We start from the raw sequence: 14979 nt of genomic DNA on the forward strand, positions 1-14979 counted from the left end.
CTCGGTCAACTTCATCACCACGATCATCTGCATGCGCGCGCCCGGCATGACCATGTTCCGCATGCCGATCTTCGTGTGGAACGTGCTGCTGACCGGCGTCCTCGTGCTCCTGGCCTTCCCGGTGCTGGCCGCGGCACTGTTCGCGCTGGAGGCGGACCGCGAGTTCGGCGCCCATGTCTTCGACGCGGCGAACGGCGGAGCACTGCTCTGGCAGCACCTGTTCTGGTTCTTCGGCCACCCGGAGGTGTACATCATCGCGCTGCCGTTCTTCGGCATCATCTCCGAGGTCATCCCGGTCTTCTCCCGCAAGCCGATGTTCGGCTACATGGGCCTGATCGGCGCGACCATCGCGATCGCGGGCCTGTCGGTCACGGTGTGGGCCCACCACATGTACGTCACCGGCGGTGTGCTCCTCCCGTTCTTCTCCTTCATGACCTTCCTGATCGCGGTCCCGACCGGAGTGAAGTTCTTCAACTGGATCGGCACGATGTGGAAGGGCTCACTGAGCTTCGAGACGCCCATGCTCTGGGCAACGGGCTTCCTGGTCACCTTCGTCTTCGGTGGTCTGACCGGCGTGATGCTCGCCTCGCCGCCGCTCGACTTCCCGACCTCCGACACGTACTTCGTGGTCGCCCACTTCCACTACGTCATCTTCGGGACGGTCGTCTTCGCGATGTTCTCCGGCTTCCACTTCTGGTGGCCGAAGATGACCGGCAGGATGCTCGACGAACGCCTCGGCAAGATCACCTTCTGGACGCTGTTCATCGGCTTCCACGGCACGTTCCTCGTCCAGCACTGGCTGGGCGTCAACGGCATGCAGCGGCGGATCCCGGACTATCTGGCGGTCGAGGGACTCACCCCGCTCAACACCCTGTCGAGCGTCTTCTCGTTCGTGCTCGGTCTGTCGCTCCTGCCGTTCTTCTACAACGTCTGGAGGACGGCGAAGTACGGCAGGAAGATCGAGGTCGACGACCCGTGGGGCTACGGCCGTTCCCTGGAGTGGGCGACATCGTGCCCGCCCCCGCGGCACAACTTCACCTCCCTGCCCCGGATCCGCAGCGAGTCGCCGGCCTTCGACCTGCACCACGCCGACGTTCCGGAGCGGGAGTTGACGACGCTGTGAGCGGTTTCCTCAACGACATCGAGGGTCATCTGCTGCTCGCCGCCACCCGCGAGGAGGGGCGTACGGCCGCCGAGCGCTTCACCGCCCCACTCGACTGGCTCACGGACGCCCAACGCGCCGAGGTGGAGCGCCGGTTCGAGGCGGAGTACCTCGCACTCGCCCGCGGCTCCTGGCAGCGCACGGCGGCGCGGGCCAGGAGGCTGCGGGACGAGTACGAGACGGCCTACCGAGGGCTGCGGCGCCGGCTGCTGGCCGGATGGCTGCTCGGCAGCGCCGTAGCTCTCGGTGGTGTCGTGCTGTGTCTCGCCCGGTAACGGACTAGCTCTGCGTCCACTTCTGGTTGCTCTGGCCGTTGCACGTCCACAGCACCGTCAGCGTGCCGTTGGCCGTGCCCGCGCCGTTCGCGTCCAGGCAGAGCCCGGCGTTGACGTTGGTGATCGTGCCGTCGCTGTTGACGTTCCACTTCTGGTTGTTCTGGCCGTTGCAGTCCCAGATCACGACCTTGGTGCCGTTGGTGGTGCCGAGGTTGTAGGCGTCCAGGCACTTGTTGCCGTACACCACGAGTTCCTTGCGGGAGGTGTACGTCCACTGCTGGTTCTGGCCGCCGTTGCAGTCCCAGAGCTCGGCCTGGGTGCCGTTGGTGATGGTGTTGTTGTAGACGTCGAGGCAGCGGCTGGAGCCGGTGCCGACGACCAGGGTGCTGTTGGCGCCGGGCAGCGGGCGCACGGTGATGTCGGCCAGCGTGGGGGCGCCGGAGAAGGTCAGGATGTTCGCGGAGCCCTTGGACAGGCCGACCTGGACCGAGATCGTGCCCTGCGAGGAGCCGGTGGGCGGGAAGGAGACCGTGGTCGAGCCCTGGCCGTTCACCTTCAGGGACCCGCTGACCGCGCCGCCGGTGTTGTTGGTGTACGCCACGTCGACGGTCTTGATGCCGGTGCTGCCGGCGGCCACCCCGGAGAAGCCGGCCGTGCCCGTGTACGTGGTGGCCGACTGCTCGGTCCCGCCGGTCACGGTGAGCATCACCGAGCCGCCCGCCGGGACGCTGGTGGTGTAACTGGTGCCGAAGGAACCGACGTTGGAGCGGGACCACAGGTCACGGACTGTCGCGTTGGCGTTGGTCAGGCCCAGGTCGGACCAGCGGACGGTGATGTTCTGGGCGGCGGAGGTGCGGTTCAGGAGGACGACGGCACGGTTGCCGCTGCCGGACAGCACCTTGCCGTAGACCTGGAGCCCTGTGGTGTCCTCGGCGACCTTGACGCCCTGGAGGCCGCGCGCGTCCTGGTCGACGGCGATGACCTCGGGGTTCTTGAGGATGTTCGCGGTCTCGGTGGTCATGGTGGCGAGGTTGTTGCCGGCCAGCAGCGGGGCGCCTGAAATGGCCCAGAGGTTCATGTGGGTGCGGTTCTGGGCGGCGGTGAAGCCGTCCATGCCGACCATCAGCATGTCCGGGTCGTTGTAGTAGCCGGTGTGCTGGGCGAGCGGGTGCAGGCCCTGGTCGAAGTTGGACAGCATGTTCGCCTGGGACGGGCTGTTGCCCCAGAAGATGATGTCGGTGCTGGTCCGGTAGAGGGGCGCCATACCCGGGGCCCAGTTCCAGGGGTTCTGCTTGCCCCAGTTGCAGATGGAGAGGGTCAGCGGACGCCCGGTGGTGGCCGTCGCCTTCGCGACCGCGTCACTGATCGCCTTGTACGCCGTCGGCGCGTCGAGTCCCTCCGCGTCACCGCCGCACCAGTCGACCTTCACGAAGTCGAAGCCCCACTGCGAGAACTGGAGCATGTCCTGCTCGTAGTGGCCCTCGCTGCCGGAGCCGGGGGCGGCGGGGCGGCCGGTCGGGTAGTAGTAGCCGCAGCCGTCCTTGCCCGCGTCGGTGTAGATCCCGGCCTTGAGGCCCTTGCTGTGGATGTAGTCGGCGATGGCCTTCATCCCGCCGGGCCACTCGGACTCGTCGACGGTGATGTTCCCCGCGCTGTCCCGGGTGCCCTGCCACCAGCCCTCGTCGATGTTGATGTACTGATACCCCGCCGCGGGCAGCCCCGCCGCGACGAACGCGTCGACCTGCTGCTTGATCACGTCGTAGTCGATGACGGCGGCGAAGCTGTTCCAGGACGCCCAGCCCATCGGGGCGGCCGGCACCGCTATCTGCCGACCGGTGGCGGCCTGCGCCGGGGTCGGCTGCGCGAACAGCAGGGCGGCCGTGGCGGCCAGGGCGAGGACGAGAGCGCGTACGGCGGCGGCTCTGACACGGCGTACGAAACGCGGTGGGGGGTACATGCGGCTCCTTCGTGCGGGTGAGGAACACATCAAGACTGTCGATATATCGAACAAGGATCGATTAACCGAACGCGTCGCGCGCCGAAAGTAGAGCCACGCGAGAGCGAAGTCAACGGATGTGACAGGCGTGAAGCAGCCGTTCCCCACGGGTCGTTCGCCCACCGGAGCGCACCGCCGGGCCATACTGACGGACGTGCGTGTAGCGATCATGACGGCGGGATCCCGGGGCGACGTCGCCCCGTTCACCGGACTGGCGTACGGCCTCGCCCAGGCGGGACACGAGGTCACCCTGGTCACGCACGGTTCCTTCGCACCCTTGGTGGCAGGATCCGGGGTCGCCTTCCACCCCCTCCCGGTGGATCCACGCACCGTGCTGGAGTCCGAACAGGGTCTGGGACTCCACCGCAGCACCACCGGCCCCGGCAAACTCTGGCGAGCCGTCACCATGGCACGAACGGTGGCCGACTCCATGACCGACGACCTGCTGACGGCCGCCCGAACCAGCGACGCCCTGCTCCTCTCGGCCTCGGTCGCCCCCCTCGGCTACGCGATCGCCGAGGGCCTGCGCCTGCCGAGCCTCGGCCTGAACCTGCAACCGGTCGCCCCCACAAGGGAGTTCGCCCCGCCCATGCTCGGCGGCGGCTCCTGGGGCACCCTGGGCAACCGGATGGCCGGGCACGGCGTCGGCCTGGCCATCGAGCACGTCTTCGCCAAGGCCGTCCCGAACGCCCGCACCCGCCTGGGCCTCCCCCACGGACGCCGCACCACAGCCCGACGGGACCGCGACCGCCGCAACTGGCCCGTCCTGCACGGCTTCAGCCCCCGAGTGGTACCCCGCCCCCGCGACTGGCGCCCAGGCCTCGACGTGGCGGGCTACTGGTGGCCGTACGACGTCACCACCCAACTCCCGCCCGAGGTGGAGACGTTCCTCGCCGAGGGCCCACCCCCGGTCTTCGTAGGCTTGGGCAGCGCAACCGTCCCGAACCCGGAGCACCTCAGCACACTCATCGTCCGCGCCCTTCGCCAGGCCGGAGTACGAGGCATCTTCCAGCGCGGCTGGGCAGGCCTGTCCGCCGAGGGCGACGACATGCTGACGGTCGGCGAGATCGCCCACTCCGCGCTCTTCCCCCACATGGCCGCGATCATCCACCACGCAGGAGCGGGCACCACCGCGGCAGCCCTCCGGGCCGGCGTCCCAGCGATCCCGGTACCGATCCAGTTCGACGCGGGCTTCTGGTCAACAAGACTGACCACCCTGGGCGTGGCACCGACACCGGTCCCCCTGAGGCGCCTGACGACCGACGCCCTGACCTCGGCATTGACACAGGTCACGCGCGACACCGGCTACCGGGAGCGGGCACAGCAGCTGGGAGTCCAAATCCGCGAGGAGAACGGAATCACCCCGGTACTGAAGACGCTGAACCACCTAACAGGCTGAGCAAACAGCGCCCCTTCAGGGGCGCGGGGCTGTATCAATATGCGGCTCCGCCGCGTGGGCGCGACCAGCCACAACAAACCCGCACCCGCCCCTCAACCCATCGCGGCACTACCCCTCGCACTCCCACCCGACCGGCCGCAAGATCGAAAGCAACTGCCGAACCAGCTCCTCCACCGCCTCATCCAGCGAAGCGGACACCCACCCCGCACTCCAGTCGTGCAACAACCCGTTCACCGCCCCGATGAACGCCGTCGCCGCAATCCGATAGTCCCGAGGCGCCGCCTCCCCCCGAGCCACCGCGGCCCGCGCCTCCGCACACAACAGATTGATCCACCGAGCCCGCCGGGCAAGCCGCTGCTCCTCCAACCGCGGACTGACCCCGATGATCTCGACGAAGGTGATGCGAACCCGCCGCGGATCCCCGGTGACATTCGCCGCGTACGCCCGGAAAATCGCCGACACCCGCTCAGCCAGCGGCAGCGCATCCGCGTCGGCCACCGCCGCGAGCACCGCCTCCTCCGCCCACCCGTTGACCTGGAGATGCAGCGCGGCGAGGACATCCTCCAGAGTCCGGAACTCCTCGTAGAACTGCCGCGTGGACAGTCCCGCGGCCTCGCTGAGCGCGGCGACCGTCGTGTTGCGGTAGCCGGGGCTGTCGCCGAACAGCTGGAGCGCGGCGTCCAGGAAACGCCGACGCCGTTCCGCTTGCCGTTCCTCGGCGGTCTTGCCGCCGTAGCGGCCGGTCGGCGCCTTGAGCCTGCCCGCCACGGTCACCTCCGTTGATCGTCCACTGGCTCGCCAATTTTGTCGTGCACGCAGTCTTGTGGACAGGGCGCCTCTTCCTTACTTTTCAGTAAGTTCACTCTGAAAGCGCCTGTGTTCACATTCATCACCCACGTCTTGGCATGTCCTACTCATGAACCCCACTCAGAGGAGAGAGCCGTCATGCCTGCCTTCAGACCCCGGCACCTGTGTGCCCTGGCCGCCGCGGTCGTCCTGACCGTCACCGCTCCGGCCACCGCCGCCTCCGCCGCGGACGCCGCCGCCCTGCGCGAGGTGCTGTTCGTCGGCAACAACTGGGACGGCACCGCCGACGTCCTGAAGTCCACCGGCGACCTGGCCAAGATCGGCCGGATCAACGTCATCCCCGACAAGGACGCGCGGATCACGGAGATCAACGCCGATCCGATCAAGTGGATCTACTTCATGGCGATCCGCAACGGCGTCGGCGAGGGCCACGACCAGTTCGCCGACGACATGTACACCACGCCGGACGGCGCGTCGGTCGTCGTGTCCCGGCCGAGTTTCGCCGACGTCGTGTCGATCAACCTGGCCACCGGGGCCATCAACTGGCGTTTCCCCGTGTCGGGTTACCGCTCGGACCACATGGCGGTCTCCCCCGACGGCACGCGGGTCGCGGTGTCCGCCTCGACCGCGAACACCGTGCATGTGCTGGACATCGACACCGGTAAGCAGCTGGGCAAGTTCACGACGGGCGACAAGCCGCACGAGAACATCTTCACCAAGGACGGCAAGTACATCTACAACATGGCAATCGGTGACGTGAACACCAGCACCGACGCCCCGTGGCTGGACTGGACGAAGGGCGACCGGCACATCACGGTCGTCGACGCGACGACGTACCAGCAGGTCAGGACGATCGACATGCGGCCGAAGCTGGACGCGATCGGTCTCACCGACTACTCGGACGCGGTCCGCCCGGCCGTGTTCTCGCCGGACGAGTCCAAGCTGTACTTCCAGGTGTCGTTCTTCAACGGCTTCTTCGAGTACGACCTCGCCACCGACAAGATCACCCGGACGAAGACCCTGCCGAAGAACCCGGCGACCAGCGACGACCGCACGACGTTCGTCAACGACTCACGCCACCACGGGATTTCGATGAACCCCGCGGGCACCAAACTGTGCGTCGCCGGGACCATGGACGACTACGCGACCGTCGTCGACCGTACGACGCTCCAGGAGGGCCCGCTGGTCACCGCCTCCAAGCCCTACTGGGCCACGGTCAGCGGCGACGGCAAGCTCTGTGTGATCTCCGAGAGCGGCACCGACCAGGTCACGGCGATCGACTTCGCCACCGGCCAGAAGACGGTGTCCGTCCCGGTCGGCGACCACCCCCAGCGGGTACGGCTCGGCCATGTCGCGTCGAACTGGACGAGTCCGGCCTCCTGAGAGTCCTTTCGTCGGGGCCCGGCCCGGGCCCCGACGAAAGGGAAGGGGCGACACCGGTCAGCTGAATCTCGCCGCCGCCCACGCGGCCAGTTCGGACTTGGCCGCGGCGAGCAGGGTCGCGGAGGGCGAGGTCGCGCCGTTCGTCACGAGCGCGTAGTGCAGGACGCCGCTGTCGGAGTCGGTGATCAGCAGACGGCGGCTTCCCGTGCCGCCCGGCTCGGCGGCCGCGCCGATCGGGGTGGACGAGGTGTACGCCGGCGGGGCGTACACCGTGCCGAGGTCGGAGACCACGGTGGTGGAGGCGGTCGGGAAGGACGCCGGGAGGTGCAGTTCGGTCGGCGCCGTGCCGCTGTTGGAGCGCCACACCAGCAGCGAGTACTGGCCCGAACCCACGAGACTGGAGACGTTGGGCAGCGAGCTCGGGACCGGGTTCCACGTCAGGGTCGTGGAGCCGTCGCGGGAGCGGTCCTCATAGGTGAAGGCGACCGTCGAACCCGAAGTGGCGCTCGGGTAGATCCGGTCGAGGAGCCGGGCGTCCTGCCGCAGTACGGCCGTGCCGGAGTCGTCGAGGCGTACGGCGGACAGGTCCTCGTCGTTCCAGGCGTCGCCGGTGGTCTGCACCTTGTCGGGGTTGCCGTTCATGAGCTCGTGGTGGCGGCCGTTGTAGATGTCCCACTGCCACTGCGAGCCGGACAGCACCGGACCCGAAGTGGCCGGTGTGGTCCACCAGTTGGCGCCCTTCACCCGGGAGTCCAGGGCCTGGTACATGGCCTTGAGGACGGTCGGCGCCTTCCCGGCGGTGGAGCCGTTGAGCGGATGCCCGTACTCGCTCACGATCGCCGTGGTGCCGAGCGCCGTGGCCCGGTCGCGGACCGCGCCGAAGTCGCTCACGTACTGGCCGTCGGAGGCGTTGCCCCACATGAGGATGCCGGAGATGGCCTTCTGGTCGTAGAAGTGGGTGTTGAAGACATAGCGGGAGCCGATGGTGCCCGCGTCGAGGAGGCCGCCCTCCTGCTTGCTGACGTTGCCGTTCCAGAAGAGGTTGGGCTCGACGAAGGCGGGCTTGTCCGTCCAGCCGGCGGCGTCCATCCGGGCGCGGAACTTCACGTAGAACGGCCACAGCAGATCGCGTTCCCAGGTGCGGCTGGCCTGGCCCGAGTCATAGGTGCCGGCGTACGGCTCGTTGTAGGGGTCGAAGCCCACGACGCCGGTGAACTGCTCGGTGGTGAGGTTCGCCTTGAGGTAGGCCATGGTCTTCTGAGCGGTCGTCAGGAAGGAGTCCTGGAGGCCGTAGTTGTTGTGCCAGAAGTCGTACTGGGCCTCCGTCACCGCCGAGTTCTGGGTGATGTTCTGGCCCCACAGGAGGCAGATGCCGCAGGACTCGGTGGGGTAGTCGCCCAGTTCCACGGCCCACGCCGGGGCACCGTCGCCGGTGTACCAGCTGCCGGAGTTGAACAGGTGGCGGGAGTAGAGGTCCTGGTGGAAGTCGGGGTAGACGCGGACGCCCGCGTCCAGGAAGGCGCCCATCTGTGCGGTGGCGGCGGCGAGGTAGGCGGTGTCGAGCTGGCCGCGCACCGGCTCGGCGTATGCCCAGGACAGCAGGAAGCGGACCGCGTTGCCGCCACCGAGGGCTCTCAGCGCGGTGGCCGACTTCTTGGCGTCGGCGACGGAGGCGAAGGGGAGGCCATGGTTCTCGTCGAGCTTGGTCTCGCCGGAGACGTTGTAGCCGCGCAGGACGACCTCGCGGCCCTGGGCGTCGAGGAAGCGGCCGTTCGACACGGTGAGCGCCGTGCCGTCGAACCAGAGGGAGTTGGGGACGGCGGCGGTGGCGGGCCCGGCTCCCGCCACCGTCAGGGATCCGAAGAGGACAACCAGAACAACCAGCAGGCGCACCCGGATATTCGGCATGTCCACTACAGTCGGGCGATTTCCGGACACCGTCAACACTTCTGACTCATGAGTAAGTCTCAGGTTTTGTTCACACGTTCTTTCTCAGCCACCTCAACTCCCCACTCTGCGCGTCACGTTCAACAGGTACTCCTTGCGGTTGAGCGGGTTGTGGTCGGTGCGCGGGCGGCACGGCACCGCACCGCGCAGGACCGGCGCGTAGTGGTCGAAGCCGCTCTCCCACTCGCCCTCGCCACGCGTGAGTCCGGGCAGCCGCTGCTCCACCGCGTGTACGCGGGCGGCGGGCACCGCGCCCTCCAGGACACAGCTGTCACCGCGTGTCTCGGTGGTCCGCGGCACGGCCTGGAGCGCCGCGAGCACCGGGAGCAGCGCGCCCAGGGTGTCCGCCGGGGCCTCGACGCGGAAGCGGTGCATCGGCTCGTACACCTGGGTGCCCGCCCGCCGCAGCGCCTCGGCCAGGACCAGCGGGGTCAGGCCGCGGAAGTCGGCTCCGGTGCTGGACATGCTCTTGTCGAAGCCCTGGTGGGAGTGGCTCTGGCGGGGCCAGTAGCCGGAGTGCGTCATGGTGACCGTGCAGTCGGTGACCTGCCAGCCGTTGAGGCCCTGGCCGAGGGTCTCGCGGACGGTGTCCTCGACGGCCTTGAAGAAGGCGTACGGCATGGCGCCGAGCTCCACCTCAAGGCGGAAGGCGATCCCGGACCCGGGCGGCGCGGGGTCGACGCGCAGGCCGACCGTCGCGAGGAAGGGGTTGGCGTCCTTCTTGATGAACTCGGCGGCCGCCCCCGAACCGGCGGGCCGCTCGACGCACAGCGGTGTGGTCTCCCGGAAGCCGACGGCGAGCCCGAACTCCTCGCACAGAGTGGCTTGAATGACCTCCTTCTGCACCTCCCCGTAGAGGGAGACCGAGGTCTCCTGGCGCACCTCGTCGTGGCGCAGGCCGATCAGCGGGTCCTGTTCGGCGAGCCGGGTGAGCGCGCGGTGCAGGGCCCTGCGGTCGGTGTCCGGGCCGGGGACCACCACGGTCTCCAGGGTGGGCGGGGCGAAGAAGTGGCCGTGCGCCTTGCGGGGTTCGCCGAGCGCGTCGCCGATCCGGATGTCGCCGAGGCCCCACAGGCGGGCGATCCGGCCCGCCGGTACCGCGTCCCGCCGCACATCGGTGCCGTGGTCGAAGACGCTGACCCCGGTGACCAGGCCCTCCTCGCGGGCCTCGCCGAAGGGAACGCGGTCGCGGGTGCGCAGGGTCCCGGAGAACATCCGCGCGTAGGCGATCTTCTCCCCCGCCGGACCCCGCTCGACCTTGAAGACGGTCCCGGAGACCGGCCCGTCGGGGTCGCCGTCAGCGCGGGGCAGCAACTCCTTGATCCCGTCGATGAGTTCGGGCACGCCCGCACCGGTGACGGCCGAGCCGAAGAACACCGGGTGGACAAGGGCCTGGCGGGTCTGGGCGACGAGGGCCGTCCGCACCCGGTCCTGACCAAGCGAGCCGTCGACATAGGCGGCCAGCAGGTCGTCGTCATGGTCGGCCAGGACGTCCACGGGGACCGGCCCGGGCACGAACGCGGCGTCCCGGGTGCCGAGTCCGACGGCCCGCCCCATCGGGACGACGGCGGGCGTGAGCCGTTCGGAGAGCGCCCGCAGGAGGTCGTCGTACCGCGCCCCACGTCGGTCGATCTTGTTGACGAAGACCAGCGTGGGGATCCGCAGCCGCTGGAGTGTGCGCATCAGGACACGGGTCTGCGCCTGGACGCCCTCGACGGCCGACACGACCAGCACGGCGCCGTCGAGCACGCCGAGCACCCGCTCCACCTCGGCGATGAAGTCCGGGTGGCCGGGGGTGTCGAGGAGGTTGACGGTGACGTCGTCGACCGCGAAGGAGACGACGGCCGACTTGATGGTGATACCGCGCTGCCGCTCCAGCGCAAGGGAGTCGGTCTGCGTGTTGCCGGCGTCCACGCTGCCGATCTCGTCGATGACTCCGACGGAGTGCAGCAGCCGCTCGGTGAGGCTGGTCTTACCGGCGTCGACGTGGGCGAGAATTCCGAGGTTGAGCAAGTGCACGAAGCGTCATGTCCTTCGAAGAGGGGGTCATTCCTTCTTGGGTGGACATGCGTGCAGTGCGCACTACTGCTCTCCTTCGTCGATCGCCGACCGGTCCCTTGCCGCCGGCCGGACCTTTGAAGTGCAGCAGATCCGCGCACCGGGGTGCCAACGAATTAACGCTCAACAAAGCCGCGTCCCAGCCCTCGCCCCCTCCCCTGGCCGGTCCTAGAGTGACGCCCATCACGTCAGGTGGCCGATTTTCCCCGCCAGCCCCCTGCTATCCCCTCGCACGGTTCCCTGGGAGGGCACATGACCCGTATCTCGGTGAAGGTGGACGGCACGCACTACCAGGACGAGGTCGAACCCCGTCTGCTGCTGATCCACTACCTGCGTGACCGACTGGGCCTGACCGGCACCCCCGTGGGCTGTGACACCTCCAACTGCGGGGCCTGCACGGTCGACCTGGACGGTGCGAGCGTCAAGAGCTGCTCGGTCCTCGCCGTCCAGGCGGACGGCAGCGAAGTGACCACCGTCCAGGGGCTGACGTCGAACGGGGAGCTGACAGGGCTGCAACGAGCCTTCCACGAGCGGCACGCCCTCCAGTGCGGCTACTGCACACCGGGCATGATCATGGCGGCCCGCGATCTGCTGCGGGACAACCCCCACCCCACGTCGGACGAGGTACGGCACGCCCTGGAGGGCAACCTGTGCCGCTGTACGGGCTACCAGAACATCGTGCGCGCGGTCCTGGACGCCGCGGAATCCGAAACCGCCTCCCCGCAGGAGGTACGGACATGAGCGACACCGTCGAACGCGAGGTCGGCCGCTCCCGCCCCCGCAAGGAGGACGCCCGGCTCCTGACCGGGCAGACCAATTGGACCGACAACATCAGCGTCAACGGACTGCTCCACCTGGCGATCCTGCGCAGCCCGATGGCCCACGCCCGCATCGACCGCGTCGACGTGACGCCCGCGCTCGAACGCCCCGGCGTGATCGCCGCGTTCAGCGGCGCCGACCTCGCGGACGGACTGGGATCGCTGCCCTGCGCCTGGCCGGTGACCGAGGACATCGTGCTGCCCGACCACCCGCCGATCGCCGTCGACGAGGTGCGCTACGCGGGCGACCCGGTGGCGGTCGTCGTGGCCCGCGACCGGTACACGGCCGCCGACGCCCTCGAAGCGATCGAGGTCGACTACACGCCCCTGCCACCCGTCCTCGACCTGGAGGCCGCGCTCACCGAGAACTCCCCCTTGGTCCACTCCGACAAGGGCACCAACCGCAGCTACCTCTGGCCCCTGAAGACCGGCGAGGACTTCGAGTCCGTACGACAGCGCGCCGAGGTCACCCTCAAGCGCCGCTATGTCCACCAACGGCTGATCCCCAACGCCATGGAACCGCGCGGAGTCGTGGTCACCCCGCTCGCCGCCTCCGGCGAGTACACCCTCTACTCCTCCACCCAGATCCCGCACATCCTGCGGATCATGCTCGCCGTGGTCACCGGCGTCCCCGAGCACAAACTGCGGGTGATCGCCCCGGACGTCGGCGGCGGCTTCGGCTCCAAACTCCAGGTGTACGGCGAGGAGGCCATCGCCCTCACGGTCGCCCGCCGCCTCGGACGCCCCGTCAAGTGGACCGAGTCGCGCAGCGAGGGCTACCTGGCCACCCACCACGGGCGCGGCATGATCCAGGACATCGAGATCGCCGCGCACCGCGACGGCAAGCTGCTGGGCCTCAAGGCGGACCTGCTGGTCGACATGGGCGCCTATCTGATGCTGGTCACGCCCGGCATCCCGATCCTCGGCGCGTTCATGTACCCGGGGATCTACAAGATGGACTCCTACGAGCTGGGCGTCACCGGCGTCTTCACCACCAGGACCCCGACCGACGCCTACCGGGGCGCCGGACGCCCCGAGGCGACGTACGCCATCGAGCGGATCATGGACGAGCTGGCGGTCGAACTCGGCCTGGATCCGGTGGAGTTGCGGCGTCGGAACTGGATCGGGCACGAGGAGTTCCCGTACACGACGATCGCGGGCCTGACCTACGACAGCGGCAACTACGAGGCGGCGACGGAGAAGGCCCTCGCGCTCTTCGACTACGACAAGCTCCGTGCCGAGCAGGCGGACCGCAATCACCGCGGGGACTCCGTACGCCTCGGCATCGGGGTGTCGACGTACACCGAGATGTGCGGGCTCGCGCCGAGCCGGGTGCTGCGGGATCTGCGGTACGCGGCCGGTGGCTGGGAGGCGGCGAGCATCCGGGTGCTGCCCACCGGCAAGGTCGAGGTGGTCACCGGGACCAGTCCGCACGGGCAGGGGCATGTGACCTGCTGGAGCCAGATCGCCGCCGATGTGCTGGGCGTGCCGTTCGAGGACGTCCAGGTGGTGCACGGCGACACCAGGGCGGCCCCGCAGGGCATGGACACCTACGGCTCGCGCTCCCTGGTCGTGGGCGGCACCGCCGTTCACCACGCGGCGGTGAAGGTGGTGGAGAAGGCCCGCAAGGTGGCCGCGCATCTGCTCGAAGCCAGCGAGCGGGACCTGGAGTTCACGAACGGCGTCTTCTCCGTCAAGGGCTCCCCCGACGCCCGCAGGACCATCCAGGAACTCGCCTTCGAGACGTTCTCCTCCCACGACCTGCCCGACGGCATGGAACCCACCATCAACGCCGGACACGTCACCGACCCCGACAACTTCTCCTATCCGCACGGCACTCACCTGTGCGCGGTCGAGGTCGACACCGAGACGGGACGGACCCGTATCCGCTCGTACGTCTGTGTCGACGACGTCGGCAAGGTCGTCAACCCGATGATCGTCGAGGGCCAGGTGCACGGCGGACTCGCGCAGGGCATCGCGCAGGCGCTCTACGAGGAGGCGGTCTACGACGACCAGGGCAACCTCGTCTCCGGCACCATGGCCGACTATCTCGTGCCGTCGGCGGCCGACCTGCCCGACTTCGTGACCGACCGCACGGAGACTCCGGCGACCACAAACCCCCTGGGCGTCAAGGGAGTCGGCGAAGCGGGGACCATCGCGTCCACGCCCGCCGTCGTCAACGCCATCGTGGACGCACTGCGGCCGCTGGGCGTGACGGAGGTAGGGATGCCCTGCACCCCGGAGCGGGTGTGGCGAGCCATCGAGGAGGCCTCGGCATGATTCCCCCGGCATTCGAGTACGCCCGTCCGGCCGATGTCGACGAGGCGGTGCGCGCGCTCGCCGGAGCCGGCGAGGACGCCAAGGTGCTGGCCGGCGGACAGAGCCTGCTGCCGCTGCTCAGGCTCCGTCTCGCCTTCCCCGAACTGGTCGTGGACGTCGGCCGGATCCCCGAGCTGCGCGGGGTGCGCGAGGACGGGAACACCCTCGTCATCGGCGCGCTCACCACCCACCACGAGGTCATCCGGGACCCCCTCGTACGCCGCCACGCGGGCCTGCTCGCCGCCGCGACGGCGACCGTCGCGGACCCCGCCGTACGTCATCGGGGCACCCTCGGCGGCTCGTTGGCGCACGCCGACCCGGCCGGGGACCTGCCCGCCGTGGTGCTGGCGCTCGACGCCGAGCTGGTGACGCAGGGGCCGCGCGGGCGACGGACCGTCCCTGCCCGGCAGTTCTTCGTCGACTACCTCCAATCCGCCCTGGAACCGGACGAGTTGCTCGTGGAGGTGCGGGTGCCGAAGGCGGACGGCTGGGGCTTCCACTACGAGAAGTTCCACCGGGTCGCCCAGTCCTGGGCGATGGTCGGCGTGGCCGCGCTGGTGCGGCGCGACGACGGGCACATCGCCGAGGCGCGGGTCGGGCTGACCAACATGGGCACGACCCCGCTGCGGGCGACGGCGACCGAGGAGGCGCTCACCGGCGCCGGGGACACGGACGCGGTGGCGCGGGCCGCCGAGTCGGCGGCGGTCGGGACCCAGCCGTCCCGGGACGTCTCGGCGTCGCCGGAGTACCGGGCGCATCTGGCCCGGGTGCTCACCAAGCGGGCGGTGCTGGCCGCCGCCGGGATGGGGTGAGCG

At 69.2% G+C, this 14979-nt stretch carries 11 protein-coding genes; 7 read left to right on the forward strand and 4 right to left on the reverse strand.

Going from position 1 to position 14979, the window contains the following annotated elements; translation table 11 throughout:
- Both ABZ928_RS04115 and ABZ928_RS04120 read left to right on the forward strand, forming a co-directional pair.
- On the forward strand, window positions 1-1123 hold a 1123-nt coding region (locus tag ABZ928_RS04115; protein ID WP_361514932.1), incomplete at its 5' end, for a cbb3-type cytochrome c oxidase subunit I.
- Window positions 1120-1437 carry a hypothetical protein gene (locus tag ABZ928_RS04120; RefSeq protein WP_361514933.1) on the forward strand — a complete coding sequence of 106 codons (318 nt, stop codon included), beginning with the start codon at window positions 1120-1122 and terminating at the stop codon, window positions 1435-1437. The genes ABZ928_RS04115 and ABZ928_RS04120, both read left to right, overlap by 4 nt.
- Window positions 1438-1441: 4 nt before the next feature.
- Here ABZ928_RS04120 and ABZ928_RS04125 read toward each other — a convergent pair whose 3' ends face one another.
- On the reverse strand, window positions 1442-3394 hold the full coding sequence (locus ABZ928_RS04125) for a ricin-type beta-trefoil lectin domain protein (protein ID WP_361514934.1): 1953 nt from the start codon (window positions 3392-3394) through the stop codon (window positions 1442-1444).
- Window positions 3395-3602: 208 nt separating this feature from the next.
- On the opposite strand from ABZ928_RS04125, the gene ABZ928_RS04130 reads away from it, so the two are divergent.
- On the forward strand, window positions 3603-4832 hold the full coding sequence (locus ABZ928_RS04130) for a glycosyltransferase (RefSeq protein ID WP_361516113.1): 1230 nt from the start codon (window positions 3603-3605) through the stop codon (window positions 4830-4832).
- A 108-nt stretch (window positions 4833-4940) separates the two neighbouring features.
- Here ABZ928_RS04130 and ABZ928_RS04135 read toward each other — a convergent pair whose 3' ends face one another.
- On the reverse strand, window positions 4941-5600 hold the full coding sequence (locus tag ABZ928_RS04135) for a TetR/AcrR family transcriptional regulator (RefSeq protein ID WP_361514935.1): 660 nt from the start codon (window positions 5598-5600) through the stop codon (window positions 4941-4943).
- 177 nt (window positions 5601-5777) lie between these two features.
- Here ABZ928_RS04135 and ABZ928_RS04140 point away from each other — a divergent pair, with 177 nt between their 5' ends.
- Window positions 5778-7022 (forward strand): YncE family protein, encoded by a 1245-nt coding sequence (locus ABZ928_RS04140; protein WP_361514936.1) that lies wholly within the window; start codon window positions 5778-5780, stop codon window positions 7020-7022.
- Between the two features lie 57 nt (window positions 7023-7079).
- On the opposite strand, the gene ABZ928_RS04145 is transcribed toward ABZ928_RS04140, so the two are convergent.
- Both ABZ928_RS04145 and ABZ928_RS04150 read right to left on the reverse strand, forming a co-directional pair.
- Entirely contained in the window at window positions 7080-8930 is a 1851-nt protein-coding gene (locus ABZ928_RS04145; RefSeq protein ID WP_361514937.1) for an endoglycosylceramidase, read from the reverse strand.
- A gap of 93 nt (window positions 8931-9023) precedes the next feature.
- Window positions 9024-10988, reverse strand: a complete 1965-nt coding sequence (locus ABZ928_RS04150) for a translation factor GTPase family protein (protein WP_361514938.1) — start codon at window positions 10986-10988, stop codon at window positions 9024-9026.
- A 291-nt stretch (window positions 10989-11279) separates the two neighbouring features.
- Between ABZ928_RS04150 and ABZ928_RS04155 the strand changes: the two genes are divergently transcribed.
- From ABZ928_RS04155 to ABZ928_RS04165, 3 genes are read left to right on the forward strand one after another with little or no spacing between them, the layout of a single operon-like run.
- Window positions 11280-11768 carry a (2Fe-2S)-binding protein gene (locus ABZ928_RS04155; RefSeq protein ID WP_361514939.1) on the forward strand — a complete coding sequence of 163 codons (489 nt, stop codon included), beginning with the start codon at window positions 11280-11282 and terminating at the stop codon, window positions 11766-11768.
- Entirely contained in the window at window positions 11765-14125 is a 2361-nt protein-coding gene (locus ABZ928_RS04160; RefSeq protein WP_361514940.1) for a molybdopterin cofactor-binding domain-containing protein, read from the forward strand. Before ABZ928_RS04155 ends, ABZ928_RS04160 begins: the two co-directional genes overlap by 4 nt.
- Window positions 14122-14976 carry a xanthine dehydrogenase family protein subunit M gene (locus ABZ928_RS04165; protein WP_361514941.1) on the forward strand — a complete coding sequence of 285 codons (855 nt, stop codon included), beginning with the start codon at window positions 14122-14124 and terminating at the stop codon, window positions 14974-14976. Before ABZ928_RS04160 ends, ABZ928_RS04165 begins: the two co-directional genes overlap by 4 nt.
- The last annotated feature ends 3 nt before the right edge of the window (window positions 14977-14979 follow it).

The sequence above is a fragment of the Streptomyces sp. NPDC046909 genome, assembly GCF_040644695.1.
Taxonomy (GTDB): Bacteria; Actinomycetota; Actinomycetes; order Streptomycetales; family Streptomycetaceae; genus Streptomyces.

Excerpts from the sequence above, each read along its gene's own strand:
- ABZ928_RS04125 (WP_361514934.1), bottom strand. The coding sequence starts at position 3,394 with ATGTACCCCCCACCGCGTTTCGTACGCCGTGTCAGAGCCGCCGCCGTA.
- ABZ928_RS04130 (WP_361516113.1), top strand. The coding sequence starts at position 3,603 with ATGACGGCGGGATCCCGGGGCGACGTCGCCCCGTTCACCGGACTGGCG.
- ABZ928_RS04140 (WP_361514936.1), top strand. The coding sequence starts at position 5,778 with ATGCCTGCCTTCAGACCCCGGCACCTGTGTGCCCTGGCCGCCGCGGTC.
- ABZ928_RS04145 (WP_361514937.1), bottom strand. The coding sequence starts at position 8,930 with ATGCCGAATATCCGGGTGCGCCTGCTGGTTGTTCTGGTTGTCCTCTTC.
- ABZ928_RS04155 (WP_361514939.1), top strand. The coding sequence starts at position 11,280 with ATGACCCGTATCTCGGTGAAGGTGGACGGCACGCACTACCAGGACGAG.
- ABZ928_RS04160 (WP_361514940.1), top strand. The coding sequence starts at position 11,765 with ATGAGCGACACCGTCGAACGCGAGGTCGGCCGCTCCCGCCCCCGCAAG.
- ABZ928_RS04165 (WP_361514941.1), top strand. The coding sequence starts at position 14,122 with ATGATTCCCCCGGCATTCGAGTACGCCCGTCCGGCCGATGTCGACGAG.